The sequence below is a fragment of the Nonomuraea jiangxiensis genome (assembly GCF_900099965.1).
Taxonomy (GTDB): Bacteria; Actinomycetota; Actinomycetes; order Streptosporangiales; family Streptosporangiaceae; genus Nonomuraea; species Nonomuraea jiangxiensis.
Genome location: NZ_FNDJ01000032.1, coordinates 52,875 through 79,058, shown reverse-complemented (window position 1 = coordinate 79,058; position 26,184 = coordinate 52,875). Strand labels below are relative to the sequence as shown.

At 72.2% G+C, this 26,184-nt stretch carries 25 protein-coding genes; 14 read left to right on the top strand and 11 right to left on the bottom strand.

The features are described 5' to 3' along the window. Positions 1-26: 26 nt before the first annotated feature. The 4 genes from BLS95_RS44975 (at position 27) to BLS95_RS44960 (ending at position 5,276) form a co-directional block, all read left to right on the top strand. Positions 27-1,115 carry a hypothetical protein gene (locus BLS95_RS44975; protein WP_090945744.1) on the top strand — a complete coding sequence of 363 codons (1,089 nt, stop codon included), beginning with the start codon at positions 27-29 and terminating at the stop codon, positions 1,113-1,115. Between the two features lie 4 nt (positions 1,116-1,119). Next, positions 1,120-2,667, top strand: a complete 1,548-nt coding sequence (locus BLS95_RS44970; RefSeq protein WP_245765678.1) for an AMP-binding protein — start codon at positions 1,120-1,122, stop codon at positions 2,665-2,667. A gap of 175 nt (positions 2,668-2,842) precedes the next feature. Continuing rightward, positions 2,843-4,147, top strand: coding sequence for an FAD-dependent oxidoreductase (locus tag BLS95_RS44965; protein ID WP_245765677.1), 1,305 nt, complete (start codon positions 2,843-2,845; stop codon positions 4,145-4,147). Next, a complete protein-coding gene (locus BLS95_RS44960; RefSeq protein WP_090945743.1) occupies positions 4,128-5,276 on the top strand; it encodes a DUF6986 family protein in 1,149 nt (382 codons plus the stop codon). Before BLS95_RS44965 ends, BLS95_RS44960 begins: the two co-directional genes overlap by 20 nt. A 65-nt stretch (positions 5,277-5,341) precedes the next feature. Here the strand turns inward: BLS95_RS44960 and BLS95_RS44955 are convergent, their stop codons facing one another. The 5 genes from BLS95_RS44955 to BLS95_RS44935 all read right to left on the bottom strand — a co-directional run bounded on the left by BLS95_RS44955 (position 5,342) and on the right by BLS95_RS44935 (position 11,954). After that, positions 5,342-6,022, bottom strand: coding sequence for a copper homeostasis protein CutC (locus tag BLS95_RS44955; RefSeq protein WP_090945742.1), 681 nt, complete (start codon positions 6,020-6,022; stop codon positions 5,342-5,344). Positions 6,023-7,890: 1,868 nt separating this feature from the next. Then, a complete protein-coding gene (locus BLS95_RS44950) occupies positions 7,891-8,493 on the bottom strand; it encodes a GNAT family N-acetyltransferase (RefSeq protein ID WP_090945741.1) in 603 nt (200 codons plus the stop codon). A 201-nt stretch (positions 8,494-8,694) separates the two neighbouring features. Beyond that, positions 8,695-9,432, bottom strand: a complete 738-nt coding sequence (locus tag BLS95_RS44945) for a GntR family transcriptional regulator (RefSeq protein WP_090945740.1) — start codon at positions 9,430-9,432, stop codon at positions 8,695-8,697. A gap of 915 nt (positions 9,433-10,347) precedes the next feature. Further along, positions 10,348-10,785 carry a Zn-ribbon domain-containing OB-fold protein gene (locus BLS95_RS44940; RefSeq protein ID WP_090945739.1) on the bottom strand — a complete coding sequence of 146 codons (438 nt, stop codon included), beginning with the start codon at positions 10,783-10,785 and terminating at the stop codon, positions 10,348-10,350. Next, the gene (locus tag BLS95_RS44935) at positions 10,785-11,954 is read right to left on the bottom strand and encodes a thiolase C-terminal domain-containing protein (protein WP_245765676.1); all 1,170 of its coding nucleotides are present in this window, start codon (positions 11,952-11,954) and stop codon (positions 10,785-10,787) included. Before BLS95_RS44935 ends, BLS95_RS44940 begins: the two co-directional genes overlap by 1 nt. Before the next feature lie 234 nt (positions 11,955-12,188). Here BLS95_RS44935 and BLS95_RS44930 point away from each other — a divergent pair, with 234 nt between their 5' ends. From BLS95_RS44930 to BLS95_RS44910, 5 genes are all read left to right on the top strand, one after another. Next, a complete protein-coding gene (locus tag BLS95_RS44930) occupies positions 12,189-12,710 on the top strand; it encodes a flavin reductase family protein (RefSeq protein WP_090945738.1) in 522 nt (173 codons plus the stop codon). Between the two features lie 37 nt (positions 12,711-12,747). Next, complete coding sequence (locus BLS95_RS44925) at positions 12,748-13,893, top strand: acyl-CoA dehydrogenase family protein (RefSeq protein ID WP_090945790.1); 1,146 nt, start codon at positions 12,748-12,750, stop codon at positions 13,891-13,893. An 11-nt stretch (positions 13,894-13,904) separates the two neighbouring features. Continuing rightward, positions 13,905-14,678, top strand: a complete 774-nt coding sequence (locus BLS95_RS44920; RefSeq protein ID WP_090945737.1) for an SDR family oxidoreductase — start codon at positions 13,905-13,907, stop codon at positions 14,676-14,678. A 110-nt stretch (positions 14,679-14,788) separates the two neighbouring features. Further along, the gene (locus BLS95_RS44915; RefSeq protein ID WP_245765675.1) at positions 14,789-16,048 is read left to right on the top strand and encodes a DUF2252 domain-containing protein; all 1,260 of its coding nucleotides are present in this window, start codon (positions 14,789-14,791) and stop codon (positions 16,046-16,048) included. Positions 16,049-16,093: 45 nt separating this feature from the next. Next, positions 16,094-16,840 (top strand): SDR family oxidoreductase, encoded by a 747-nt coding sequence (locus BLS95_RS44910; RefSeq protein WP_090945735.1) that lies wholly within the window; start codon positions 16,094-16,096, stop codon positions 16,838-16,840. 111 nt (positions 16,841-16,951) lie between these two features. On the opposite strand, the gene BLS95_RS44905 is transcribed toward BLS95_RS44910, so the two are convergent. Both BLS95_RS44905 and BLS95_RS44900 read right to left on the bottom strand, forming a co-directional pair. Then, positions 16,952-17,209 (bottom strand): hypothetical protein, encoded by a 258-nt coding sequence (locus tag BLS95_RS44905; protein WP_090945734.1) that lies wholly within the window; start codon positions 17,207-17,209, stop codon positions 16,952-16,954. 41 nt (positions 17,210-17,250) lie between these two features. Continuing rightward, positions 17,251-17,538, bottom strand: a complete 288-nt coding sequence (locus tag BLS95_RS44900; protein ID WP_090945733.1) for a hypothetical protein — start codon at positions 17,536-17,538, stop codon at positions 17,251-17,253. Between the two features lie 219 nt (positions 17,539-17,757). Between BLS95_RS44900 and BLS95_RS44895 the strand changes: the two genes are divergently transcribed. Then, the gene (locus BLS95_RS44895) at positions 17,758-18,414 is read left to right on the top strand and encodes an NIPSNAP family protein (protein WP_090945732.1); all 657 of its coding nucleotides are present in this window, start codon (positions 17,758-17,760) and stop codon (positions 18,412-18,414) included. A 94-nt stretch (positions 18,415-18,508) separates the two neighbouring features. Here BLS95_RS44895 and BLS95_RS44890 read toward each other — a convergent pair whose 3' ends face one another. Next, the gene (locus BLS95_RS44890; RefSeq protein WP_090945731.1) at positions 18,509-19,252 is read right to left on the bottom strand and encodes an SDR family oxidoreductase; all 744 of its coding nucleotides are present in this window, start codon (positions 19,250-19,252) and stop codon (positions 18,509-18,511) included. A 46-nt stretch (positions 19,253-19,298) separates the two neighbouring features. Between BLS95_RS44890 and BLS95_RS44885 the strand changes: the two genes are divergently transcribed. Genes BLS95_RS44885 through BLS95_RS44870 form a run of 4 tightly spaced genes read left to right on the top strand, consistent with a single transcriptional unit; the run spans position 19,299 to position 22,573 of the window. Continuing rightward, positions 19,299-20,027 (top strand): enoyl-CoA hydratase family protein, encoded by a 729-nt coding sequence (locus BLS95_RS44885; RefSeq protein ID WP_090945730.1) that lies wholly within the window; start codon positions 19,299-19,301, stop codon positions 20,025-20,027. Between the two features lie 8 nt (positions 20,028-20,035). After that, positions 20,036-20,836, top strand: coding sequence for a CoA transferase subunit A (locus tag BLS95_RS44880; RefSeq protein ID WP_090945789.1), 801 nt, complete (start codon positions 20,036-20,038; stop codon positions 20,834-20,836). Then, on the top strand, positions 20,823-21,542 hold the full coding sequence (locus tag BLS95_RS44875; RefSeq protein WP_090945729.1) for a CoA-transferase subunit beta: 720 nt from the start codon (positions 20,823-20,825) through the stop codon (positions 21,540-21,542). Before BLS95_RS44880 ends, BLS95_RS44875 begins: the two co-directional genes overlap by 14 nt. After that, entirely contained in the window at positions 21,539-22,573 is a 1,035-nt protein-coding gene (locus BLS95_RS44870) for an NAD(P)H-dependent flavin oxidoreductase (RefSeq protein ID WP_090945728.1), read from the top strand. Before BLS95_RS44875 ends, BLS95_RS44870 begins: the two co-directional genes overlap by 4 nt. 102 nt (positions 22,574-22,675) lie before the next feature. Here the strand turns inward: BLS95_RS44870 and BLS95_RS44865 are convergent, their stop codons facing one another. The 3 genes from BLS95_RS44865 to BLS95_RS44855 are packed head-to-tail and all read right to left on the bottom strand — an operon-like array spanning position 22,676 to position 26,109. Next, positions 22,676-23,347: a pentapeptide repeat-containing protein gene (locus BLS95_RS44865; RefSeq protein WP_090945727.1), complete on the bottom strand. Its 672-nt coding sequence runs from the start codon at positions 23,345-23,347 to the stop codon at positions 22,676-22,678. A 52-nt stretch (positions 23,348-23,399) separates the two neighbouring features. Further along, positions 23,400-24,881 (bottom strand): glycoside hydrolase family 3 protein, encoded by a 1,482-nt coding sequence (locus tag BLS95_RS44860; RefSeq protein ID WP_090945726.1) that lies wholly within the window; start codon positions 24,879-24,881, stop codon positions 23,400-23,402. Between the two features lie 52 nt (positions 24,882-24,933). Beyond that, a complete protein-coding gene (locus BLS95_RS44855) occupies positions 24,934-26,109 on the bottom strand; it encodes an acetyl-CoA C-acetyltransferase (protein WP_090945725.1) in 1,176 nt (391 codons plus the stop codon). Between the last annotated feature and the right edge of the window lie 75 nt (positions 26,110-26,184).

The following is a 26,184-nucleotide window of genomic DNA, read 5'->3' as shown; positions in this document are numbered from 1 at the left end:
GGACCGTTCGTGAGTGGGGTGGCGCGGTGACGGCGGGCCGGACGCCGGCGGAGCGCTGGCTGACCCGTGACGACCTCGGGGCCGCGGCGCGCTCCGCGACCGGTCTCCTGCTCGTCTCCCCCGACGTGTCCAGCGTCTTCCCGCTGGGCCCCGCCGACCGCGCGGCGGCCACCGGACTCACGGTGGCGGCGCTGCGGGCGGCCGGGGTCGGCCCGTCCGACCGTGTCGTGGTGGCCCTGGCCGAACCCGCGGGCGCGCTCTGGGCCGCCGCCGCCGCGGACGTGGCCGGGGCCGCCGCCGCCGTGGGACCGCGCGGCCGGATGCGCCTGCACCACGCGCTGTCCACGCTGGCGGCGAACACGCTGGTGATCACCCCGACGGGCGCGATGGACTTCCTGGCCCGCCTGCACCTGGAGTTCCTGCTGGACCCGCTGGACCTCGGGCTCGCCACCATCGTCCTGACCGGCGAGATCGCCTCGAAGCGCACGATGAGCCATCTGGCGGGCGAGTTCGGGGCGAGGGTGACGGAGGTGCTGGCCAGCCCGTTCGGCGGCGGGGCCCTGGCGTGGCGGGCGGCCGAGGAGGACCCGCTCACGCCGCTCGCGGACGGCCTGCTGGGGCTCGCCGCCCTGGCCAAGGACGTGCCGGCCGATCCGGGGGCGTCGCCGGCCGAGCTGGTCGTCACCCCGTACGGGCATTCGACGCTCGGCGACGCCGTGCTCAGGACCGGGTACGTGACCGGGACCCGCACCCCCGGCATCCCCGCCCCCGCGCACACAGTGGGCGGGCACGTCCTGGTCAGGGGCGTGTGGCTGGCGCTGCCGCGGATCGAGAAGGCGTTGTCGAGGATCGACGGCGTGACCGGCTGGGAGCTCGCGATCAGCCGGCCGGGGACGCTGGACACGGCCGTGCTCATGGTCACGTTCGGCAGGGAGAGCCTGGTCGGGAACCCCATGTGGCGGTCCCGGATCAGGCAGGCCGTCCAGGCGCTGACCCCGGTCTCGATCGAGGTGGAGATCGCCCGGGACGTCCGCGAGACCCCCGTGCCCGGCACGGTGAACGACCTGCGCGGCCATCACCTCGGCAGGGACCGCGCGCTCATCATCCAGGGGTGAGACGATGGCGTCGATGCCGGACTGGGGGACGCTCCCCCGCATGCTGCGCCACCAGGCGGAGCGGTACCCCGACGCCGTCGTGGTCGCCGACCGCGGCACGACGGTGACCATGTCCGAGCTGCGGGCCGCCGCCGCCGAGATCGCCCGCGGCCTCCTCGCGCTGGGCGTCGGCCCCGGTGACCGGGTGGCGATGTGGGGGCTGAACTCGGCGTACTGGGTGCTGCACGCGTTCGGGATCTGGGACGCGGGCGCGGTGATCGTGCCGCTCTCCTCGCGTTACAAGGGCATCGAGGCGGCCGAGCTGATCACCAGGACGGGCGTGGAGGTGCTGATCACCGGGGCGGGCCCGGCGGAGACCCCGCTCGCCGACCGGCTGCCCCGGCTGCCGGGCCTGCGGCACGTCGTCCGCCCCGACTCCGGATTACGCGGCTCCGGCACCCGCATCCCCCTGAGCGAGGTCGAGGACCGGGCGCTGGCCGTCCGCCCGCCGAACCTGTGCGAGATCATGTCCACGTCGGGCACCACCGGCACGCCCAAGGGCGTCATGCTGGACCACGCCCAGATCCTGCGCGGCTACTGGGACTGGTCGGAGATCGTCACCCTCGACGAGCACGACCGCTATCCGGTGATCGCCCCGTTCAGCCATGGTTTCGGGCTGAACGCCGGGCTCATCGCCTGCGTGCTGCGCCGGGCCACCATGGTGCCGACCCCCCTCTTCACCCCGGACGCCCTGATGTCGCTGATCGCGTCGGAGCGGATCACGATCCTGGCCGGGCCGCCCACCCTGTTCCACCGGATCCTGGACGAGCTGGACCGCGCCTCCTGGGACGTCTCGTCGCTGCGGGTGGCCATCTGCGGGGCCGCCGCCGTACCGGCCGCCCTGATCACCCGGCTGGTCGAGCGGGTCGGCCTGGAACGGGTGATCAACGCGTACGGGCTGATGGAGGGCACGGTCGTCTCCATGACCAGGGCCGGCGACCCCGTGGCCGTGATCGCGAACACCACCGGCAGGCCCGTGCCCGGCATCGAGGTCATGATCGTCGGCGACGACGGGCGGCCCGTCCCGCCCGGGGCGCGCGGCGAGATCCTGCAGCGCGGCTACGGCGTGATGCGCGGCTACTGGGACGATCCTGAGCGGACGGCCGAGGTCATCGACGCGGCGGGCTGGCTGCACACGGGCGACGTCGGCGTGCTGGACGGGTCGGGGAACCTCGCCATCGTGGACCGCAAGAAGGACCTCTACACCGTCAACGGCTTCAACGTCTCCCCCGCCGAGGTCGAGTCGCTGCTGCTGATGGAGGGCTCGCCGGCCCAGGTCGCGGTCATCGGCGTGCCGGACCCGGTCACGGGCGAGGCGGGCGTCGCGTTCGTCGTCCCCCGGCCGGGGGTTGCCCTCGACCCCGAAGCCCTGCTCGCGTGGGCGCGGGCCGAGATCTCCAACTACAAGGTCCCGAAACGGGTCGTCGTGGTCGACGCCCTGCCCACGAACGTCAACGGCAAAGTGGACAAACTCGCCCTGCGGCGCGATTCACGGGCGATGCCGGACGGGTAGTCGGGTACGGCGTGCTGCGCTCAGTCGCGGTGATGAGCCGCTACGTTGGCAGGGAGTCCCGATCATGTGGTCATCGCGCGAGACGGGTTCATCCGCACCGGGGATCGGGGATACATCGATCACACTGACCGGTTACATCTAGTGGGACGTGTGTAGCCGGGTCTTAGGAGGCAGCGTGACGTTGCACGTGGCGGTCATCGGGTCGGGCCCCGCCGGGATTTACACGGCCGAGGCGTTGGTCAAGCAGTCGGCCGGGCCGGTCGAGGTCGACGTCCTCGAACGCCTGCCCACCCCGTACGGGCTGGTCAGGTACGGCGTCGCGCCCGACCACACCTCGATCAAGTCGATCGCCAACTACCTGCGCAGGGTGCTGGAGCTGCCCCAGGTGCGCTTCCTGGGCGGTGTCACGCTGGGCACCCACGTGTCCGTCGAGGACCTGCTCGGCGCCTACGACGCGGTGGTCTACTGCACGGGTGCCATGGTGGACAGGAAGCTCGGCATCCCGGGCGAGGACCTGCCGGGCAGCGTGGCCGCGACCGACTTCGTCAACTGGTACTGCGGGCATCCCGACGTCGACCCCGGCCGGTTCACGCTCGACTCCTCCGAGGTCGCGGTGATCGGCGTGGGCAACGTCGCCGTGGACGTCGTACGCGTGCTTGCCAAGACCTCCGACGAGCTGCGCGCCACCGACGTGCCCCACGACGTGCTCGAACGCCTCGAAGAGAGCCAGGTCAAGGCCATCCACATGGTCGGCCGGCGGGGGCCTGAGCACGCCAAGTTCACCCTGAAGGAGCTGCGCGAGCTCGGCGAGCTGGCCAACGCCGACGTCTGCGTGCGCCCCGAGGAGGCCGTCGTGCTGGGCGGCGACTTCCCGCGCCAGATCCAGGGCAACATCAAGGTCCTGCAGTCGTGGTCCACCCGCGAGCCGGTCGGCCGGCCGCGCCGCCTCGACGTGCGGTTCTGGCTGCGGCCCGTGGAGATCCTCGGCTCCGAGCGGGTCGAGGGCCTGCGGCTCGAACGCACCCGCCTGTCGGAGGAGGGCCGCGTGGTGGGGACCGGCGAGTTCGAGACGCTGCCGGTCGGCATGGTGCTGCGCTCGGTCGGCTACCAGAGCGTCCCGCTGCCCGGGGTGCCGTTCTCGGAGCGGACCATGACCGTGCCGAACGAGGCCGGACGGGTGCGGGACCGCGAATACGTGGCGGGCTGGCTCAAGCGCGGGCCGACCGGGGTGATCGGCACCAACAAGTCCGACGCCGCCGAGACCGTCCGGACCCTGCTCGCCGACCTCGCCGACCGCGAGGAGACGCCCCGGGGGTCCATCGACGCGCTGCTGGCCGAGCGTGGCGTGCGGCCCGTGACCTACGACGACTGGCTGGCGATCGAGACCGCCGAGGCCGACCTGGCCAGGACGCTGGGCCGGGGCGAGCGCGTCAAGATCGTCGGGCTGGAGGCCATGCTCCGTGCGTGCCGTCCGTCCTGAGGGCTTCGAGGAGGTCCACCGGGCCCAGCTGGCCCGCTTCCCCGCGGCCGAGCCCGGCTGGCAGCCGGTGCACACCGTGTACGTCCCCGCCGACCGATTTTCGGCGGGGACCGTCGCCGAGTGGGGCGAACAGGCCTTGTCCCTGGTCAAGGCGCACCTGGCCGGGCCCTACGAGGTGGGTGAGGTGTTCGGGGCGGACGAGGGGCTGGCCGCCGCCGTGCACGAGCGGGTGCTGCGCAAGCTGTCGGCCGAGCCGATCGAGGACCTGCGGATCGACTTCGAGGACGGCTACGGCGTACGGCCCGACTCCGAGGAGGACGGGCACGTGGCGCGGGCGGCCGAGGCGGTGGCCGCCCTGCACGCGGCGGGGGCGTTGCCGCGGCGGTGGGGGCCACGGGTGAAGTCGTTCGCCGACGGGGATCCGGAGCGGGCGGTGCGCACGCTGGAGGGGTTCGTCGCCGGGGTGGTGGAGCGGGCCGGGGAGTTGCCCGGCGGATTCACGGTGACCTTTCCGAAAGTGCTCATGGAGGCGTACCTGGGGCAGTTCGTGGGCGTGCTGGAGCGGCTGGAGGCGGCCCTCGGGGTGCCCAGGCTGCGCTTCGAGATGCAGGTGGAGGCGCCGCAGACGCTGGCGTTCCTGCGCGGCGAGCTGCCGGAGGCGCTGGGCGGCCGGCTGGCGGCGGCGCACTTCGGGGTGTTCGACTACACGGCCGCGATCGGGCTGCCGCCGCACGAGCAGCGGCTCGACCATCCGGCCTGCGATCACGCCCGGCACGTGATGCAGACGGCGTTCGCGGGCACGGGGGTGGAGCTGTCGGACGGGTCGCTGGCCGCCGCGCCCGCCTCGGAGTCCGTACGGGATGTGCACGCTTTGTGGCGGCGGCACGCCGAGCTGGTCCGGCACTCGCTCGCGCACGGGTTCTACCAGGGCTGGGACATGCATCCGGCGCATCTGGTGAGCAGGTTCGCCACCGTCTACGCCTTCCACCTGGCCCGCTACGGCGCCTACCGGGAGCGGGTGCGGGCCTGGGAGGAGCGGCGGGCGGCCGAGGGCGGGATCATGGACGAGCCCGCCACGATCCGCACCCTCGCGGCGGCACTACGCCGAGCCGACGCCGCCCTCCCCTGAACCCGCCCTGCTGCTCTGCGCCGCTCTCCTCCGCCGTCCGGCCCCCGCCCGGCCGGACCACGGCTTCAGTCGCGCTCCACCAGGGCCCGCCACTGCCGGACGAGCCGCCATTCGACCGGGTCCGACCAGCTCGCCCGGACGGCGGATCCCACGTGAAAGGCGCGGATGCCGTAATCGAGCAGGGCGGGCACGTGCCCGGGCCGTAGGCCGCCACCGGCCAGGATGATGGAGCCGTCCCCCGCCGCGGCGCGCGTCTTCAGCACCGGCAGGCCCTGGCCCACGCCGGCGGGCGAGCCTGAGGTGAGCACGGTGGCGAGGTTGGGCAGCAGGCGCACGGCCCGCCAGGACGCCTGTACGTCGGCGGCGTGGTCGACGGCCCGGTGGAACGTCCATGGGAGCGGGGAGACGGCGTGAATGAGCGCCTCGGTGGCCGCGAGGTCGACGACGCCCTGGCCGTCCAGGAACCCGAACACGAACCCGGCCGCCCCCGCCTGCGCCAGCGCCTTGGCGTCGCGTCGCAACCGGTCCAGGACGTCGGCGTCGGCAATGAAGTTGGCGTCGCAGCGGAGCATCACCATTTGGGGCAGGGGGCACTCCGCGGAGATCGCGGCAACGGTCTCCGGTGACGGGGTCAGCCCGTCGGCCGCCATGTCGGCGACAACCTCCAGCCGGTCGGCTCCGCCCTGTTCAGCGGCCACGGCGTCGCGCACGTTCAGCGCGATCACCTCGAGCAGGGATCCGGTCATGCAGGAGAGGTTATATGGTGCTCTGACCCATTCTGTCGGTGATGGCAAAAACCTCCCCCACCCCACCAACCTCCCAGCTCACCCCACCCCCACCCGCCCTCCCCACCGCACTCCCCACCCCCCACCGATCCGTACACACCCCCTCGACCACCCCCGCCACAAGCCCCCTCGGAACGCCCGAGAGCCGCCCAGACGCAAGCACAGAGCCAGCGAGCCCACGGGGCCCTCGCACCCCGCCACAAACCCCTGAGGACACCCCTGAGGCCCACCCAACGCCCCATCCCGGGAAGGACCCTCCCTGGCGCGGGTCTGCCTCGCGCGGAACTCCTGACGCGGAACCCCCCTGGCGCGGGGCCCCGGTGGGGTCTGCCTGGCGCCGGATTCCTGACGGGACTTCTGGCGCGAGACCTCCCTGGCAGGGGCTCCTGGCACAGGCCTCCTGGGGGAGCTCCCGGTGCAGGGCCCTCGCGTGCCCTCCACCGGCACAGTCCTCCCTGGCCCGGGACCTCTTTGGCGCGGACCTCCTTGGCGCGGACCTCCTTGGCGCGGATCTCCCTGGCGCGGATCTCCCTGGCGCGGGTCTGCCTGACGCGGGTCTCCCCGGCGCAGGTCTGCCTAGCGCGGGTCTGCCTAGCGGGTCTGCCTGGCGCCGGACTCCTGACGCAGAGCCTCCTGAAACGGGGCTCCTGACGCGGAGCCTCTCTGGCGCGGGCCCCTGGTGCGGGTCTGCCTGGCGCCGGGCCCCTGACGCGGGACTTCTGGCGCGGGACTTCTGGCGCGGGACTTCTGGCGCGGGACTTCTGGCGCGGGACTTCTGGCGCGAGACCTCCCTGGCAAGGGCTTCTGGTGCAGGCCTCCTGGGGGAGCTCCTAGTGCAGGGCCCTCCTCCGCCGGCACAGTCCTCCCTGGCGCGGGGCCTCTTTGGCGCGGGTCTGCCTGACGCGGGTCCCCCCGGCGCGAGTCCCCCCGGCGCGGGTCTGCCTGGCGCGGGTCTGCCTGGCGCGGACCTCCTGGCGCAGCCCCCATGGCGCAGTGCACGCGCGTCTTCCCCCGGCACAGGCCCTCTGGCGCGAGACCCCCCGACGCGTCCCCTCGCAGGGGGTCGGGCGGGCCAGGTGCTGCGCCGGCGCAGCCTGACCCCCTACGAGCCCCCGGCCCCCGGCCCTCCCCTGGCGCGCCGCGTCGGCGAGGAGGTGTGCGGTGGGGCCCGGCGCAATGCGGACGGCGCCCCACCCGTGACCCGCACCCCTGATCGCCAACCCGCAGGAGCCCCGCCCACAGGAGCCCCGCCCGCAAGAGCCCCGCCCACAGGAGCCCCGCCCGCAAGAGCCCGGCCCACAGGAGTTCGGCCCGCAAAAGCCACGCCTGCGCGGGGCCGGCGGCAGGGCAGGGCGAAGGCAACACAAGCGACAGCGACAGAACCCCAGCGGAGGCAAAGCCGTCCGACGAGGCGGAAGTAAGAGCCCGATGCCCGCACGAGAAGTCGGGGACATAGGTGGTCGATTGGACGAGGCGGGAGTGCGAGGTCAGATGCCCGTGCGAGGGCGGGGACGTGGGGTGGGTGGCCGATGCCCTGGGAGGGATGGGGGGGTGCCGGCCCGGGTCGGGTGCCGAGGTCATGTCCCTGCGGCGAGTGGGGGGTGCGGGCTCAGGGGCTGAGTGGGGGTGCGGGCTCCAGAAAGCTGGAGTGGGGGATGCGGGCTCAAACGAGCTTTGGGGGATGCGGGCTCAGGGACTGAGTGGGGGGTGCGGGCTCAAGAGAGCTGGAGTGGGGGGTGCGGGCTCGGGGACTTCATGGTGGTGGTTGGTGTGCCTGGGAGGGTTGGGGGGTGCGGGCCCGGGGTTAGGGGGGCGGGCCCGGGTGGGGGTCAGGCGCTGATCAGTTCGGCGATCGTGAGGTCACGGAAGACCGTGGTGGACACGTCTTCCGACGGTCGCTCGAAGAGGGCGCCCGACGCGCGGTGCGGAAGGTCCACCGTGCGGATGTGCCTGAAGCCCCGGCTCCGGTAGTAGTCCTGCAGCCGCCGGTTGTCCTTGGCGCAGTCCAGGCGCAGCCAGGGCAGCCCGGCCGCGTACGCCATGCTCCCGGCCCAGTCCAGGAGCGCGTCTCCGAGACCGCTGCCCGCCCAGGGCCGGGCGACGGCCAGTTTGTGGATGTAGAGGGCCGACGAGGGGCGGTCGGCAGGGGTCCAGAACTCCGGGTCGGCGTGGTCGTCGAGGGCGATGGTGGCCACCGGCGGAGCCGACTCGTCGGGGTCGAGGTATCGGAGCTCGTCGTCGAGCAGGTAGAGCACCCGCTCCTCGATGAGCGGCTCGATCCGCTCAGGACCGAATCCACCGCGGGGCCACTGACGGACCCCCTGCGAATAGAGCCACTCGGAGGTGTCGGCGAGCAGCCTGAGGACGCCGGGAAGGTCGGTGGGCTCCGCCTGCCGGAGGGCGAGGGGATGAAGCAGTGTCGTGGTGTGCATAAGAGGACTCCCGTTGCGTTGGGTGTTCGCGCTTGTACACAGCGTGATGACGCCATGGTGCGCAGGGGCGAATTTCGGCCATAGACCCGATATATATGGATAAATGGCGATTTAGGGGAGTATGCACGACTCCCCATGGCCAGCGAGGCGGCTATTTCTCGCTGCGCCCGGCCGGCGGGATCACCCCTTCAACCGAGCCCGTCAGCGGCGATCGAGCTCGTATCTGATCAAATGTTTGTCGGCGGGAAGCACCGACACGGCGACACGCACTGGCATATCGGCCCCGTCGTAACCAACTCGGACATAGACCATGACTGGCGTGCCGAGCTCTAGTTGGAGACGCTCGGCCTCCTCCTGGTTGGGCATGCGGGCCCAGATGTCGTCCACGACGCGTATCTGCGCATGGCCCAGCTCTTCCAGCACCCGGTTCGCCCCACGCGCGATGTCTCCGGGCCTGGCGATCTCGGAGTCCGCAACCAGGTCACGGGGGAAATAGGAATCGTTGGTGTTGTACGGCTGGCCGTCCACGAAACGCAGACGGCGTCTCACCACCGCCAATTCCCCATCCGCCAACTCCAGCCTGCTGGCGATCTCCTCGACAGGAGACACCGTCAGCACCTCGATGTACTGGCTCGGCTCGCGGCCTTCCTGCGCCACGGCATAGGCGAAGGCTTCCCGCAGTTGCCCCGTGGATTGCGGCTCCAGCTCCCGCTGCGGATAGATCAGCAGCGGTCTGCGATCTCTGACCACGGTGCCGCGCCGCGGCGTGCGCGTCACGAGCCCTTCGTTGACGAGCTCACCGAGGGCCAGCCTTACGGTGTTCCTGCTCACCCCATGGTCTTCCATGAGCTGCGCCTCGGTCGGTAGCTGTGCCCCCGGGCCGAGGACACCCGAGTAGATGGCTCGTCGCAACTCCGAAGCCACCTGCTGATACAGCACCGACCTTGCCACTTTCACCCCTTTTGTTCCAACAATTTAGACGATCTGGTTCTAGCAGGCCACAACCCCTTGACCAAACCACCTCGCCCGGCCCATCATCCATTCGTTGGTACAAATCCATCTAAAGGCCGGTGAGGGGGTGAAGGCCAGTGTTGCCGGTCCGCACGGGAACGCCATACCAGCCCTGGCATGACTCCAGCGGTGCAACACGTTTACTGCGTTACGCGTTGCCACGCCAGGGGTTCACCCACACCTACCAGAGCAATGGCGAACCTGCGCTATCGGCGTTGACTGAGCTGACCGTGTGGTGCAAGGACGGATCCTTTGTCTGGAACGAGGAGGGTGGCGCCCCCGTCACGCACCCCATTGATGACCCGGTTGGTGCAGCTCGACGCATCGCCGCACGTTACCGGCACCGCGAGCCTTCGCGCTCCCCCACCGACTCCGTGTTCGGACCAACGGTCTAGGACTCCATCCCTCGCCGGAGTCCTGGCGCCGCCGCTCACGGGGCAGGAAGCGCGTCCTGGCGGGTCCCCCACGCCCGCCAGGGCGCGCCTTCCTCCCGGGAACCAGGGAACCGCCGATCCACCCCCATACCGGGGGTTTCTTTTTTTGGTACGAGGGGGCGCCCGCGCCGCCCGGCCCCTGACCCCTCCCGCCCACGCGGGGCCACCCGCGACGAGAAGGTACGGGCCACGCGGCCCCGATGACAGGCGAGCAGGCATGATCGTGACTCGTGACCTCGTGGCCACGCCTGACACTGAGCCCGAACCACTCACGTCCGCCGCCAAATCCGAGTCGTCCGCATCGACGCCTACGCCAATCATCGACCCTCGGAGCCCAACCTGGGGGCACCTTCGGGATGGTGGGACTGATGGGGTTTATGGGAACGAATCCATTCGAGAATCAGGCCGATCAGTGGGAGGACTTGCGGTCGAACGGATGGATATCCGCCCGTTCCGAGGTCTCGGCCGGGATCCAGTCGACCAGGCTCAGCTCCTCGTCCACCCGGATACGGACGGCCCGGACCCGCTCCCCGGGCTCCGGCGGGCGCTCGCCGCGCCAGCCGCCGTACACGAGGCACCCGGGCACCGTCGCCGGCCTGACCATCACCACCACATAAGGCACCTGGAACCCCGGCATGAACGGCTGGTGGTTGACGATCCAGCTCTCCACCGTCCCCTCGGGCTCCACCGCCCGCCAGCGCCACGCCTCCGTACGGCAGGCCGGGCAGAACGCCCGGGGCGGGAAACGTACCGTGGCGCAGGCGTCGCACTCCTGCACGGCGAACTCTCCCCCGGCCAGCCGCTCCCACCACTGCCGGGAGTCGCGGTCGGGCTCGGGCCGGTACATCACGCCCTCCTGAGGATCAGGGCCGAGGTGGCGGGGAGGATGTAACCGGGCTGGGCGGTCGAGAGCGCCACCTCGGCCCCGCGCGCCTGCCGGTCCCCAGCCTCGCCCCTGAGCTGCGACACCGCCTCGGCTATGTGGTTCATGCCGTGGACGTAGCCCTCCGACAGGAAACCGCCGTGCGTGTTGACCGGGAGCTCGCCGGCCGGCGAGGTGGCGCCGGAGGCCACGTACGGGCCGCCCTCGCCCTTGGCGCAGAACCCGTAGTCCTCCAACTGGACGATCACCGAGTACGTGAAGCAGTCGTACAGCTCGGCCACGTCGATGTCGCCCGGGCCGAGGCCCGCCTGCGCGTACAGGCGCGGGGCCAGGGCGGCGGCGGCCGTCACCGTGGGGTCGGCCGCGGCGCCGGACAGATGCGAGGTGCCGCCGCCCCAGGCCGCGGCCGAGATGGAGACGGGCGGGCGGCGGAGGTCGCGGGCGCGTTCGCGGGTGGTGACGACCACGGCGCAGGCCCCGTCGGTCTCCAGGCAGCAGTCCAGCAGGCGGAACGGCTCCGCGATCCACCGGCTCGCCAGGTAGTCCTCCAGCGTGATGGGCGTGCGCATCAGCGCCCGGGGGTTCTTGGCGGCGTTGGCGCGCTGGGTGACCGCCAACTGCCCGAAGTGCTCCGCTTTAGTGCCGTATTTCAGCATGTGCGCCCGCGCGTACATGGCGTACTGCTGGGGCGGCGCGAAGAACCCGTACGGCGCCTGATACTGCACCTCCGGGCTCGCCGGCACCCCCCGGCCCGTGCCGCCCATGCGGAACTCCGAGCGGGCGTTGATGGCCCGGTAGCACACGACCGTCTCGGCCATGCCCGCCGCCACCGCCAGCGCGGCCTGGCCGACGACGGCATGGGAGACGCTGCCGCCGCCGAACTGGTCCAGGTGCCAGGACAGGTCCGCCAGCCCCAGGGCGGGGCCGACCAGGGTGGGCGGGGCCGAGTCGCCGACCCGGTGCGTGGCCAGGCCGTCCACGTCGTCCGGGGTGAGGCCCGCGTCCTCCAGCGCGGCCAGCACGGCGCGGCAGGCCAGGGTCAGGGTGGAGACGCCGGAATTCCTGGTGAAGGGGGTGTAGCCGACCCCGGCGATCGCGGTGCGATCCCGGAATTCAAGCAAGCGCTTGGCCACATTCGTCACGGTAGGCTGGAAATTTCCCCCATGTCAACGCGCGCCGCCCCTGACGGCACGGGTTCTTGGCACCTTTTCCCGGCCCCCCCTTCCGTCCAAGCAAGCGCTTGGTATGATACGGACAGCCGGTGGACGAGGAGGCGGATCATGAGCACACATGCTGCCCGGCTCATCGCGCCGGACGGCTGTCGCGGCCTTCCGACGCCCCATCGAAGGATTCGCAACGGAGCCGCCATGCCGACGGGCCCATCTCAGCACAGCCCGAACGGCCACCTGGACAGCCGCCGCTTCCGGCAGGTGCTGGGCAGGTTCGCGACGGGCGTGGTGGCGATCACGGCGGTGGATCCGGTGACCGGCCGGCCCTGCGGCCTGGCGGCCAACTCGTTCACCTCCGTCTCGCTCGACCCGCCACTGGTGGCGTTCTGCGTGGCGCACACCAGTACGAGCTGGCCCAAGGCGCGCGGCGCCAAGGTCGTCACCGTCAACGTGCTGGCCGAGCACCAGCAGGACGTCTGCCTCCAGTTAGCGGCCAAGGGCGGGGACAAGTTCGCCGGCCTGCGGTGGACCGGCTCCCCCGGTGGCAACCCGGTGCTCGACGGCGCGCTGGCCTGGATCGACTGCGAGGTCGAGGCCGAGCACCCGGCGGGAGACCACCTGATAGTGGTGGCCCGGGTGCTCCAGCTCGACACGTACGCGGAGGGCGGCCCGCTGGTGTTCTTCCGCGGCGGCTACGGCGGCTTCGTTGACCCTGCCTGAGCAGGGCCCACCCGACCGGAGCCTGCCCGAGTCAACCCTGCCCGGAACCGCGGCGGGGGACGCCGCCTCCGGGCTGCGGGCGCAGGCCAGAGCCTGGCTGGAGGAGCAGCTGAGCGGCGCGTTCGCGCACGCCAGGGGGCTCGGCGGGCCCGGCCGCGAGCACGAGGGCCACGAGCTCCGGCACGCGTGGGAGCGCCACCTCGGCAAGGCCGGCTGGACCTGCCTGGGCTGGCCCGAGCGGTACGGCGGCCGCGCCGCCTCCCTGGCCGACCAGGTGGCCTTCCACGAGGAGTACGCCAGGGCCGACGCCCCCGCCCGGGTGGGCCTCATCGGCGAGGGGCTGATCGGCCCCACCATCCTGGAGTTCGGCACCGACGAGCAGAAGGACCGCTTCCTGCCCCCGATCCGGCGCGGCGACGAGCTGTGGTGCCAGGGCTACTCCGAGCCCGAGGCCGGCTCCGACCTGGCGAACGTCCGGACCAGCGCGCGTCTGGAAGGCGGCGAATGGGTGATCACCGGCCAGAAGGTCTGGACCTCGCTGGCCCACGTGGCGAACTGGTGCTTCGTCCTGTGCCGTACGGAGCCGGGCTCGCGGCGACACCACGGGCTGTCGTACCTGCTGGTCCCGATGGACCGGCCCGGCGTCGAGGTACGGCCGATCGTGCAGCTCACCGGCACCTCGGAGTTCAATGAGGTGTTCTTCGACGGCGCGCGCACGGCGGCGGCGAACGTGCTCGGCGCGCCCGGCGACGGCTGGCGGGTCGCGATGGCCACCCTGGGCCACGAACGCGGCGCGTCCACGCTGGGCCAGCAGATCGGGTTCCGGCGGGAGCTGGCCAAGGTGATCGAGACGGCCCGGCGGACCGGCGCGGCCGACGACCCCGTCCTGCGCGACCGGCTCGTCCAGTCGTGGCTGGAGCTGGAGATCATGAGGCTGAACGCGCTGCGGATGCTACGGCCCGACCCGGGCCCCGAGGCGTCGATCGCCAAGCTGTACTGGTCGGAGTGGCACCGGCGGCTGGGCGAGCTGGCGCAGGCCGTCCAGGGCAGGGCGGGTCTCGTGGGCGAGCCGGACGAGTTGCGACGGCTCTACCTCTTCAGCCGGGCGGACACGATCTATGCCGGATCCAGCGAAATCCAGCGGAACATCATCGCCGAGCGCACCCTGGGACTCCCCCGCTGATTGGAGCATCCATGCCTCCTGCCTACCCGAAGGCGCACGGCCTGCTCGACGGCAAGGTGACGCTGGTCACGGCCGCCGCGGGCGCGGGCATCGGCTATGCCACGGCCCGGCGGTGCGCCGAGGAGGGCGCCACCATCGTGCTCTCGGACCGGCACGAGCGCCGCCTGGACGCCGCCGCCGAGGCGCTCACCGAGCTGACCGGTGTCAAGCCGCTGGCCGTCCCGTGCGACGTGACGTCCGAGCCCCAGGTGCTGGCGCTGTTCGACGCGGTGGTGGAGGCGCACGGCCGGCTCGACGTGGTGGTCAACAACGCCGGACTCGGCGGTACGGCCCCGCTGGCCGAGATGTCCGACGAGCAGTGGCACGCGGTCATCGACGTCACCCTCACCGGCACCATGCGCTGCACCAGGGCCGCGCTGCGGCACATGATCGCCCAGGGCTCCGGCGTCATCGTGAACAACGCCTCGGTGGTCGGCTGGCGGGCCCAGCGGGGCCAGTCGCACTACGCGGCGGCCAAGGCCGGGGTGATGGCGCTGACCAGGTGCGCCGCCCTGGAGGCGGCCGAGCACGGGGTCCGGGTCAACGCGGTGGCGCCGTCGCTGGCGGTGCACCCGTTCCTGGCGAAGGTGACCAGCGAGGAGCTGCTGGCGGAGCTGGCGGCCAAGGAGGCGTTCGGGCGTTCGGCGGAGCCGTGGGAGGTGGCCAACGTGATCGTCTTCCTGGCCAGCGGCTACTCCTCGTACATGACCGGGGAGGTCGTCTCGGTCTCCTCCCAGCACCCCTGACTCCCACCTGTCACGCAGGTCAAGGGACCCCCCGGGCTAGGCGAGGGATCAGCGGAGATCTACTGTCGTTGGATATGGGCACACGCTCCTCCTTTCTTCTCGACGTCCTCATGACGGAATTCGGCGAGTCGATCAAGCGGGACCCCGCCGCCTTCAGGCGGAAGTTCCGGAAGATGGCGGCCTCGCCCTTCGCCTTCTACCGGGGCAGCGCCTCCCTGTTCTACGCGGACATGACGGGGACGTTCGCGGACGAGTCCTACCTCGACCAGCAGACCAGCAGGGTGTGGATCCACGGCGACCTGCACGCTGAAAACTTCGGCACCTACATGAACGCCTCCGGCGCCCTCGTCTTCAACGTCAACGACTTCGACGAGGCCTACGTCGGCCCCTACGTCTGGGACCTCAAGCGCTTCGCGGCCAGCGTGGCGCTGATCGGGTACGCCAAGGCGCTGTCCGACGACTCGATCAGCGTGCTCGTGACCGACTTCGCCGGGGCGTACTTGGTCGAGATGGCCGCGATCTCCCACGGCGGGGACCACGCGATCGGCTCGCTCACCCTGGAGACCACCAGCGGCGTGCTGCACCGGGTGCTGCAGACGGCGCGGCTCAGCACCCGGGTGGCGATGCTGGACGTCGAGACCGTGATCAGCGACTACGACCGGCGCTTCGCTCTCATGGAGGGGCGCGAGCCGGTGGACGCGGCGACCAGGCAGGCCGTGCTGGCCGCGTTCGAGGAGTACCTGGCCACGCTGCCGGTGCAGGGCAGGCCGGTCGAGCACGTGATCAAGGATGTGGCGCTGCGCAAGGGCGTCGGGATCGGGTCGGCGGGGCTGCCGTCGTACAACCTGCTGCTCGAAGGGCACACGCAGGCGCTGGAGAACGACGTCATCCTCTACATGAAGCAGGCGGCGGTGCCGGCGGTGGCGCGGCACATCACCGACGAGAAGGTGGCCTCCTACTTCCTGCACCAGGGGCACCGTACGGCCGAGTCGCAGCGGGCGCTGCAGGCCTACGCCGATCCGTGGCTCGGCTACACGACGCTCAACGGGGTCGGGCAGCTGGTGGCCGAGGTGTCACCGTACTCGGCCGATCTGGACTGGGACGACGTCAACGAGCCGGACGAGCTGCGCTCGATCGTGCAGGACCTGGGGCGGGCGGTGGCGCGCATGCACTCCGTGGCCGACGACGAGTCCAGCCACGACCTCGTCGACTTCTCGACGGAGGACGCGATCGTGCGGGTGATCGGCGACGACAGGTCCGGATTTATCGGGATGCTGGTGGATTTCGCCCATCGGTACGGGCTCCAGGCCAGGGAGGACCACCAACGGTTCGTCGACCTCTTCCGCAACGGCCGCCTCCCCGGCGTCTGAGGCCCCACTGGCTACCGACCGGTTGGTATGGCATGCTGCCAGAACATGACTCTGTTCTCAGTGGAAGGCAAGACGGTCGTCGTCACCGGCGGTTCGCGGGGCATCGGGCGCATGATCGCCGCCGGGTTCGTCGCCGCGGGCGCGACCGTCCACATCTCCGCCCGTAAGACGGCCGAGGTCGAGAAGACCGCCGCCGAGCTGGGATGTTCCGGTGTTCCCGCCGACCTGTCCACGCCCGAGGGGGTGGAGCACCTCGTCGCGGCGGTGGACGGGCCGCTGCACGTGCTGGTGAACAATGCGGGGGCGACCTGGGGCGCGCCGCTGGAGGACTATCCCGAGCACGCCTTCGACAAGCTCTGGAACATCAACGTGAAGGGCGTCTTCTACCTGACCCAGAAGTTCCTGCCCCAGCTGAGGGAGGCGGCCACGGCGGAGGATCCGGCGCGTGTCATCAATGTGGGGTCGGTGGACGGCATCAAGGTGCCCGGCTTGCCGACCTATGCCTATTCCTCGACGAAGTCGGCGGTGCACATGCTCACCCGGCATCTGGCCAGGCACCTGGCGCCGGAGCACGTCACGGTCAACGCCATCGCGCCCGGGCCGTTCGACTCGAAGATGATGGCCTTCGCCCTGGACGACCCCGCGACCAGGCAGTCCGTCGCGTCGAGCGTGCCGCTGGGGCGGATCGGGCGGCCCGACGACATGGCCGGGACCGCCATTTTCCTGTCATCGCGGGCGGGGGCGTACCTGACCGGCGCGGTGATCCCCGTGGACGGTGGGATCACCTGCTGATCGGCCGCCCCCGCCGCGGCGCGGACCGGCCCCTACTGCCAGGGCGGGACCGGCTCGCGCGACCTGGGGAGCGCGACCGCGTTCTGGCGGTCCGCGGCGCGACCCTGGCTGCTAGTCGACGACGTCGTCGACGACCACGTCGCTGCCGTTGGTGCCGGTCACGGCGTTGCCGTTGACGTTGTTGACACCGGTCGCGCCATAGCCGTTGAGGTTGAGGCTGGCGACGTTGCCGAAGTTGTTGCCCGACTGCGAGGAATTGCGGTTGGAGCTGGAGTTACCGGCGTTGGTGTCCGCGAGCGCGGGGGCCGACAGCAGGGTCATGCCGGCAGCGGCGGCGACGAGGCCGGTCACGCAGAGCTTCTTCATCATGTCGTGTCCTTTCGAGTGTGTCTGTCTCGGACGTCAGCCGGTCAGTCGAAGATGTACGTCACCGCGATGCCGCCGTGGGTGGCGGTGGTGGCGACGCCGTTGACGTTGTTGACGTTGGTCGAGGCGCCCTCGCCGCGGTTGCCGGCGAGCACGTCCCCGAAGTTGTTGCCCGACTGCGACGAGTCGTGGTTGCCGCTCCAGTTGCGGGACCAGTTGTGGCCGATCCACGGGCCGGCCCAGTCGTCGTCGGCGTGAGCGGGGACTGCCAGTAGCGTGCCGCCGACGACCGCTGCCGCCATGGCCGCGGCGGCCAGCACCTTTGTGATCACATCTGCTCCCTTCGCCCAGTGAGGGAAGCCTCCGGGAGGGCGCGCACCACGGGCCCCAAGACGCACACCGCCCCCATTGCCATTCCTTGGCCCCAAGGGATCAAGGCCAAGGCGAGCCTATAACTCTCAGTTGCCGATTGACAGCATTACGTGATCAGAACATTGTTCCGCCTATACGCTGACAGGAGGCGTCAGTGTCCGGCACATAACATCCGCCGCATGATCTACGAACTGCGGCGTTACACCCTGCATCCCGGGCGGCGGGACACCCTGATCGAGCTCTTCGAGCGGGAGTTCGTCGAGGGGCAGGAGGCGACCGGGATGCGGATCACCGGCACGTTCCGGGACCCGGACGCGCCCGACACCTTCCCCTGGTTGCGGGCCTTTCCCGACATGCCCACGAGGCAGGCGGCGCTGAGCGCCTTCTACGGCGGACCGGTGTGGCAGGCGAACAGGGACGCCGCCAACGCCACCCTGATCGACTCCGACGACGTGCTCCTGCTCCGCTCCGCGGGTCCGGCGGAGTTCCCCGCCTGGGAGCGCCCGCCGGTCGGCGCGGTGGAGCTGCCGCAGGCCCTCTATGTGGCCACGATCTACCACGTCGAGGAGGGTTTCTCCGCGTTCTTCGCGCGGGAGGTCGCGCCCGTGCTGGCCGAGGAGGGAGTGCCGGCGATCGCCTGCCTGGAGACCGAGCACGCGGAGAACACCTACCCCCGCCTGCCGGTACGGACGGGGGTCAACGTGTTCGTGTGGTTCGCCCGGTTCGACACGGCCGCGGAGGAGCGAGAGGTGGACCTGCCGATGCTCAAGTCCCGCCTCACCGCGGCGCCGGAACGCCTGCGCCTCCACCCGACGGCCCGCTCCGCCCTGCGCTGACGACCGCCACGCGCCCCGCGCCCCGCGCCCCGCGCATCACCGGTCGCGCTCGCCGCCGACCGATGTCACGGGTCGCACTCGGCGCCGACCGGCGTCACGGGCTGTCGCCGGAGGCGAGGTGGCGCCAGGCGGGGATCTCGCCGCCGCCGTCCACCCGTACTTCCGCGCCGGTCACGTAGCCGGGCGCGGCCAGCCACAGGCAGGCCCGGGCCACGTCGCCGGGGGTCGCCATCCGGCCGGCGGGAATGGCCGCTCCCATGCGCTCGTCCCCGTGTCCGCCGTAGTGGCCGGCGGCGCGTTCCGTGGCGGCCAGGCCCACGACGACCGTGTTCACCCGCACTACCGGCGCCCATTCGGCGGCCAGGCAGCGGGCCAGGTGGTGCAGCCCAGCCTTGGCGGCGCCGTAGGCGGAGGTGCCGGGCGAGGGGCGGGCCCCGCTGGAGCTGCCGATCATCACGACCGCCCCGCGGGCGGCGGCGAGCAGGGGGTAGGCGTACTGGGAGACCAGCAGCGGCGCCGTCAGGTTGAGCTCGACGACGCGGGCGTGCAGCCGCGGCGAGGTGCCCGCCAGCGGCGCGTACGGCGAGCCGCCCGCGTTGTTGACCACCACGTCCAGCCGGTCGAACCCCTCGATGAGCCGCTCGACGTCCGCCGGCACCCGCACGTCGGCCCGGACGAACCGGATCCCGCCGCCGTGCTCGTCAGCGCCCGGGGTGCGGGCGCAGACGGTCACCTCGGCGCCCGCCGCCAGGAAGGCGGCGGCGATGCCCGCGCCGATGCCCCGGGTGCCGCCCGTCACCAGGACGGCCCTGCCGGTGTAGTCGTAAGTGACGGTCACGGGTGCTACCGTACCAAGCAAGCGTTAGGTGCATCTAGGGAGCCTTATGGGGATCACGCTGCGGGCCGGCCCGATCGCCGAGGTGGTCGTGGACCTGCCGCCGGTGAACGCGCTGCCCGTGCGGGCCTGGGAGGAGCTGGCCGAGGCCGTGCGGGCGGCCGGGCGCGACCCGGGGACCAGGGTGGCCGTGCTGCGGGCCGAGGGGCGCGGGTTCAACGCCGGGGTGGACATCAAGGAGCTGCGGGCGGCTCCGGGGCACGCGGCGCTGGTCGCGGTCAACCGGGCGTGCCACGCGGCGTTCGCGGCGGTCTACGAGTGCGCGGTGCCGGTGATCGCGGCCGTGCACGGGCACTGCCTGGGCGGCGGCGTCGGGCTCGCGGGCAACGCCGACGTCGTCGTGGCCAGCGAGGACGCCTACTTCGGGCTGCCCGAGGTGGACAGGGGCGCGCTGGGGGCGGCCACGCACCTGGCCCGGCTGGTGCCGCAGCACCTGATGCGGGCCATGGTCTACACGTGCAGGAACGTCACGGCCGCCGAGCTGCACGCGTTCGGCTCGGTGCTGGAGGTGGTGCCGCGCGACAAGCTGCGGGAGGCGGCCCAGGAGGTGGCGGAGCAGATCGCCGCCAAGGACCCGTACGTCATCCGCCGCGCCAAGGAGTCGCTCAACGGCATCGACCCCGTGGACGTCAACCGCAGCTACCGCTTCGAACAGGGCTTCACCTTCGAGCTGAACCTCATGGGCGCCGGCGACCGGCACCGGGAGCGGTTCACGTGACCAAGGTGATGTCCGCCGCGGAGGTGGCCTGCTCGGTGGAGAGCGGGATGACGGTGGGGATCGGCGGCTGGGGCTCACGCCGCAAGCCGATGGCCCTGGTACGCGCCCTGCTCCGCACTCCGGTGCGCGACCTCACGATCGTCTCCTACGGCGGTCCCGACGTCGGCATGCTGTGCGCGGCGCGGAAGGTGCGCCGGGTCGTGGCCCCGTTCGTCACGCTCGACTCCATCCCGCTGGAGCCGCACTTCAGGCGGGCCCGGCAGGCGGGGGAGATCGAGTTCGTGGAGTACGACGAGGGGATGTTCATGTTCGGGCTGCTGGCGGGGGCGCACGGGCTGCCGTTCCTGCCCACCCGGGCGGGGCTGGGCTCGGACGTGCTGCGGGTCAATCCGGGGCTGCGTACGGTGCGGTCGCCGTACGCGGACGGGGAGGAGCTGGTGGCGGTGCCCGCGCTGACCATGGACGTGGCGCTGGTGCACGTGAACCGGGCCGACGTGCGGGGGAACGCGCAGTATCTGGGGCCCGACCCGTACTTTGACGATCTCTACGCGAAGGCGGCGCGGCGGTGTTACGTCTCGTGCGAGCGGGTGGTGGACACGGCCGATCTGCTCAAGGAGGGGCCGGTGCAGTCGCTGCTGATCAGCCGGTCGATGGTGGCGGGGGTCGTGGCGGCGCCCGGCGGGGCGGGGTTCACCTCGTGCGAGCCGGACTACGGGCGCGACGAGGAGCGGCAGCGGCGCTACGCGGAGATCCCGTGGGAGTCGTGGGCGCCGGAGGAGCTCCGGGAGGACCCGCATGAGCAGGGCTGACGTGTGCGTCGTGGCGTGCGCGGAGGCGTTCAGGGGGGACGGGGAGATCCTGGCGGCGGCGATCGGCGGGGCGGTGACGGTGCTGGGGGCGCGGCTGGCGCGGCTGACGTTCGAGCCCGACCTGCTCACGCACGACGGCGTCTGCCTGCTGACCGGCGACGTGCCCGCGCTGGGCGCGGCGCCCGAGGTGGTCGAGGGGTGGCTGCCGTTCAGGGAGCACCTGTGGCTGGTGCTGAACGGGCGGCGGCACGTCATGCTCGGGGCCTCCCAGATCGACCGGTACGGCAACACGAACATCTCCTGCATTGGCGACTGGCCCAGGCCACGGGCGCAGCTGCTGGGCGTGCGGGGCGCGCCGGGGAACACGCGGTGCGATCCCACGAGCTACTGGATCCCCCGGCACTCGCCCCGGGTGTTCGTCCGGCAGGTGGACCTGGTCAGCGGGCTCGGCACCGACCGGGGCGCCCGCGAGCTGCGCCGGGTGGTGACCGACCTGGCCGTCCTGGACTTCGGCGCGCCCGGCGGGTCCATGCGGCTGGTGTCGGTGCATCCCGGGGTGAGCGTGGCCGAGGTGCTGGCCGCGACCGGGTTCGAGCTCCACGTCCCCGCGAACGTCGGCCGCACCCGCGAGCCGACCGCCGAGGAGCTGCGCGTCCTGGACCGCCTCGACCCCGGGCGGGTGCGCGAGCGGGAGGTCCCGGGGTGAGGACCGCGCTGACCTCCCTGGTCGGGTGCCGGTATCCGATCGTCCAGACCGGGATGGGGTACGTCGCGGGCGCGCGGCTGGCGGCGGCCGCCTCCGCGGCGGGCGGGCTGGGGGTGATCGGGGCGGCGACCATGTCGGTTGCCGAGATGACCGCGGCGATCCGGCGGGTGAAGGAGCGCACGGACGCGCCGTTCGGGGTGAACCTCCGTTCCGACGCCGACGACGCGGCCGAGCGGGTCGGGGTGCTCATCAGGGAGGGCGTCCGGGTGGCGTCGTTCGCCATGGCGCCACGGCGGGAGCTGATCGCGCGGCTCAAGGACGCGGGGGTGCTGACGATCCCCTCGGTGGGGGCGCTCCGGCATGCGGAGAAGGTCGCGGGGTGGGGCGTGGACGCGATCGTCGTACAGGGCGGGGAGGGCGGCGGGCACACCGGGCCGCTCGCCACCACGCTGCTGCTGCCGCGGGTCGTGGATGCCGTGGACGTCCCGGTGATCGCGGCGGGCGGGTTCTTCGACGGGCGGGGGCTGGTGGCGGCGCTGGCGTACGGGGCCTGCGGGATCGCCATGGGCACCCGCTTCCTGCTGACCAGCGACTCGCCGGTGCCCGATGCGGTGAAGAAGGTCTACCTGGCGGCGCGGGAGACGGTGGTGACGACCGACGTGGACGGGGTGCCGCACCGCGTGCTGGCCACCCCGTTCGTGGCCTCGCTCGAACGCTCGCGGCTGGTCAGGGCGCTGGCGAACGCGGCCAGGTTCAAGCGGCTGTCGGGGCTCTCGTGGGGCGCCCTGGTCCGGGAGGGGCGCCGGATGCGGCACGGGCGTGACCTGACGTGGGCCCAGGTGCTCCAGGCGGCGAACACGCCGGTGCTGCTGCGGGCGGCCATGGTGGACGGGCGGGCCGACCTGGGGGTGATGGCGTCGGGGCAGGTGGTGGGCGTGATCGACGACCTGCCCTCGTGCCGGGAGCTGATCGGGCGCGTCATGGCCGAGGCCGAGGCCACCCTGTCCCGGCTCACACCGCCTGCAGGGTGACGCGGGCGGGCGTGACGCGGGCAGGCGTGACGGGGACGGGAGTGACGCGGGCGGGAGTGACGGGGCGGCGTGACGCGGGCAGCGCCGCCGTGGCGGGCGGCGTCAGAGGACCGTGATGCCGCGGGCCGCGAGGATGGCGTTGGCCTGGAACTGGTTGATCACGGCGCCGGCGAGGGCCCGCAGCTTGGCGTCGTCGGGCTGGCCCAGGTCCGCGCCCCGCAGGTCGGCCTTGGCGAACGTCGTGTTGAGCAGCCGGGTCCCGATCAGGCGGCAGTCCTCCAGCGTGGCCTCGGTGAAGTCGCAGCCCGACAGGTCGGCGTCGTCGAAGCGGACGCCCTCGATGTGCTCCCCGCGCAGCGAGCAGCCGCCGAGGTTGGCCAGGGTCAGGTTGGAGCGGGCGACCTTGAAGCCGGTGCCCCGGGAGGCCGTCAGGGCGGCTCCTATCATGCGGCAGCCGGTGAAGACCGTGTCCGTCAGCAACGCCCCGCCGAACTGGGCCGAGGACAGGTCCACATCGGTGAACGTCGCGTCGATCAGGTCCGCGTCGTTGAAGCGGACGCGCATCCCGCCGCCTCCCACAAAGGCCGCCCCGTCCAGGTCGGCCTTGCGGAAGTCGGTCTGGTCCAGCACGCAGGACTCGAAGCGGGCGCCCGCCAGCGGGGCGCCCCACAGGTCCGCCTCCGTGAGGTCGCAGCCGCGGAAGACGTGCGTCTCCTCCGGGGAGAGCCGGTCGGTCAGGGCCGCGTGCGAGAGATCGTCGCCATCGAATTCCACGAGGGGCAGCCTACGACGGCCAGGACGGCGGTAAGGAACGCCGGCCGGGCGGTCACCGTACGCCCCCCGTGAGGGCCTCGGCCGCCGCCTGGCCGCAGACCCGGGCGGCGCCGTACGTGGCGATGTGCACGGCGCCCAGGTCCGCGCGGGCGGGCAGGCCCATCTCCACCACCACCGCGTCCGGGCGGGCGCTCAGGAGGTGGCCCAGGGCCTGGGCCTGCCACTCGTGGCGGTGGACGTCCCGGACCACCACGACCAGCGGCCGGGGGGCGGCCCGCGCGATCAGGTCCTCCAGGGCGGCGCCCGTGGCCTCGCCCGCCGTAAGGCGGGTGACCTCGGTGCCGGGCAGGAGCCGGGTGAGGGGCTCGCCGAGGCCCCACGGGGTCTTCCTGTCGATGGCCAGGTTCATCTCGGGGGCCAGCTCCACCACGTGGGCGGCGGCGGTCAGCGGCAGCACCGGGGCCGTCGACCGGCGGGTGACGCGCAGCGCCCGGCGGGCGGCCTCCAAGCCGAGGACGCCGTCCTGCGGCGCCCGGCTGCCCGAGGAGGCGGCCCATGCCGCCAGCTCGCGGACCCTGCGAGCGGCGTCGGCCAGTCGCTCCTCGGGCAGCAGTCCAGTGGTCACCGCCGCGGCGATGGCGTCGCGGATCTCGACCGCGGTCGCCTCGTCGGCCCGCTCGCCGCCGACGCAGATGGCGTCGGCTCCCGCGGCGATGGCGCGGGCGGAGGCGCCCCCGATCCCGTACGCCCCCGACACCGCGGTCATCTCGATGCCGTCGGTGACGATCATCCCCTGGAAGCCGAGCTGCTCGCGCAACAGCCCGGTGAGCACCTTGGGGCTGAGGGTGGCGGGGAATTCGGCGTCATACGGGGGCACGAGGAGATGGCCGGTCATGACGGCCTTGACGCCCTCCTCGATCGCTTCCCGGAAAGGGAAAAGCGCGTCCTCGATCCCGTGCTCGGCCACCACGGGCACGCCGTGATGGGAGTCGACCGAGGTGTCCCCGTGCCCGGGGAAGTGCTTGGCGCAGGCGGCCACCCCCGCCGACTGCAGGCCGCGGACGAACGCCCTGGTGTGCCGGGCGACCAGCGCCGGATCCGCGCCGAAGGCCCGCAGGCCGATGACCGGGTTGTCGGGGTTGGAGTTGACGTCGGCCGAGGGGGCGAAGTCGAGCGTGATGCCCACCTTGGCCAGGTCGCCGCCGAGGCCCCGGGCCACGGACTCGGTCAGGTCCACGTCGTCCACGACGCCCAGCGCGTACCCGCCGGGGCGGCTGCTGCCCGTGGTCACCTCCAGCCTGGTGACCTCGCCCGACTCCTCGTCGATGCCGACGAGGATCTCGGGGTTCTCCGCGCGCAGCGCGGCGGTCAGCCGGGCCACCTGGGCGGGGTCGGCGATGTTGCGCGAGAACAGCACCGCGCCGGCCAGCCCCGCGCCGAGCCGGCGGCGGAGCCAGTCGGGGGGCGTGTGTCCCACGAAACCGGGGAGGAGGACGGCGTCGGCGAGGCGAAGAAGGTCACCGCTCAGGGGCATGAAACGAAATCTAATAGGAAAGTTTCCTATTTGCTAGAGGCATTTTCTGACGTCAACCCGCCGCGGGGATATCGGGACCGAGGCGCTCGATGACGGTGACGTTCGCCTGTCCCCCGCCCTCGCACATGGTCAGCAGGCCGTACCGGCCGGCCGTGCGCTCCAGCTCGTGCAGCAGTTTCACGGCCAGCACGGCGCCGGTCGCGCCGAGCGGGTGGCCGAGGGCGATGGCGCCGCCGTTCGGGTTGACCCGCGCAGGGTCCGCGCCGGTCTCCTCGATCCAGGCCAGGACGACGGGGGCGAACGCCTCGTTGATCTCGACGGCGTCGAAGTCGCCGATCGACAGGCCGGTCACGGCGAGGGCGTGGGCGGTCGCCGGGATCGGGGCGGAGAGCATCATGATCGGGTCGGCGCCGCGGGCCGACAGGTGGTGCACGCGGGCGCGCGGGGTCAGGCCGTGGTCGCGTACGGCCCGGGGCGAGGCGACCAGCAGGGCCGCCGCGCCGTCGGAGATCTGCGCGGCCAGGGCCGCGGTGAGCCGGCCGCCCTCGGTCAGCGGCTTGAGCGCGGCCATGCGCTCGATCGTGGTGTCGCGGCGCGGGCCCTCGTCCGTGGTGAGGCCGTCGTAGGGGGTGGTCTCGCGCCGGAAATATCCGGCGTCGATGGCATGCAGGGCCCGCCGGTGGGACTCGTACGCGTACCGTTCCATCGCCTCCCGGGAGATGCCCCACCTGGCGGCGATCCGCTCGGCACCGGTGAACTGGGAGACCTCCTGGGCGCCGTACCGCTTCGCCCAGCCCGTGGAGCCCGCGAAGGGGGTCTCGTGCCCGAGCGGGCGCCCGGCCAGCATGGCGGACCCGATGGGCACCATCGACATGTTCTGCACGCCGCCCGCCACGACCAGGTCGGCCGTGCCCGACAGCACGGCCTGGGCGGCGAAGTGCAGGGCCTGCTGGGACGAGCCGCACTGGCGGTCCACCGTGACGCCCGGCACGTGCTCGGGCAGCCCGGCGGCCAGCCAGCAGGTGCGGGCGACGTCGCCGGCCTGCGGGCCGATCGTGTCCACGCAGCCGAAGATCACATCCTCGACGGCGGCCGGGTCGGCGCCGGTGCGCCGCATCAGCTCCCCCAGCACGTGCGCGCCGAGGTCGGCGGGGTGGGCCTCGGCCAGGCCGCCGTTCCTGCGCCCGACGGGGGTGCGGACGGCGCCGACGATGTACGCCTCGCTCACGCCCGCATCGTAGCAAGCGCTTGGTCTAGCGCGGAACGCCGTATGAGCTGGGCCGGACACGTGAACAAGCGATTG

What these genes read in the sequence shown, in the direction of transcription:
- BLS95_RS44970 (WP_245765678.1), top strand. Translation starts at nt 1,120, where the DNA reads ATGGCGTCGATGCCGGACTGGGGGACGCTCCCCCGCATGCTGCGCCAC.
- BLS95_RS44955 (WP_090945742.1), bottom strand. Translation starts at nt 6,022, where the DNA reads ATGACCGGATCCCTGCTCGAGGTGATCGCGCTGAACGTGCGCGACGCC.
- BLS95_RS44950 (WP_090945741.1), bottom strand. Translation starts at nt 8,493, where the DNA reads ATGCACACCACGACACTGCTTCATCCCCTCGCCCTCCGGCAGGCGGAG.
- BLS95_RS44940 (WP_090945739.1), bottom strand. Translation starts at nt 10,785, where the DNA reads ATGTACCGGCCCGAGCCCGACCGCGACTCCCGGCAGTGGTGGGAGCGG.
- BLS95_RS44930 (WP_090945738.1), top strand. Translation starts at nt 12,189, where the DNA reads ATGCCGACGGGCCCATCTCAGCACAGCCCGAACGGCCACCTGGACAGC.
- BLS95_RS44920 (WP_090945737.1), top strand. Translation starts at nt 13,905, where the DNA reads ATGCCTCCTGCCTACCCGAAGGCGCACGGCCTGCTCGACGGCAAGGTG.
- BLS95_RS44915 (WP_245765675.1), top strand. Translation starts at nt 14,789, where the DNA reads ATGACGGAATTCGGCGAGTCGATCAAGCGGGACCCCGCCGCCTTCAGG.
- BLS95_RS44910 (WP_090945735.1), top strand. Translation starts at nt 16,094, where the DNA reads ATGACTCTGTTCTCAGTGGAAGGCAAGACGGTCGTCGTCACCGGCGGT.
- BLS95_RS44905 (WP_090945734.1), bottom strand. Translation starts at nt 17,209, where the DNA reads ATGATGAAGAAGCTCTGCGTGACCGGCCTCGTCGCCGCCGCTGCCGGC.
- BLS95_RS44895 (WP_090945732.1), top strand. Translation starts at nt 17,758, where the DNA reads ATGATCTACGAACTGCGGCGTTACACCCTGCATCCCGGGCGGCGGGAC.
- BLS95_RS44885 (WP_090945730.1), top strand. Translation starts at nt 19,299, where the DNA reads ATGGGGATCACGCTGCGGGCCGGCCCGATCGCCGAGGTGGTCGTGGAC.
- BLS95_RS44880 (WP_090945789.1), top strand. Translation starts at nt 20,036, where the DNA reads ATGTCCGCCGCGGAGGTGGCCTGCTCGGTGGAGAGCGGGATGACGGTG.
- BLS95_RS44875 (WP_090945729.1), top strand. Translation starts at nt 20,823, where the DNA reads ATGAGCAGGGCTGACGTGTGCGTCGTGGCGTGCGCGGAGGCGTTCAGG.
- BLS95_RS44860 (WP_090945726.1), bottom strand. Translation starts at nt 24,881, where the DNA reads ATGCCCCTGAGCGGTGACCTTCTTCGCCTCGCCGACGCCGTCCTCCTC.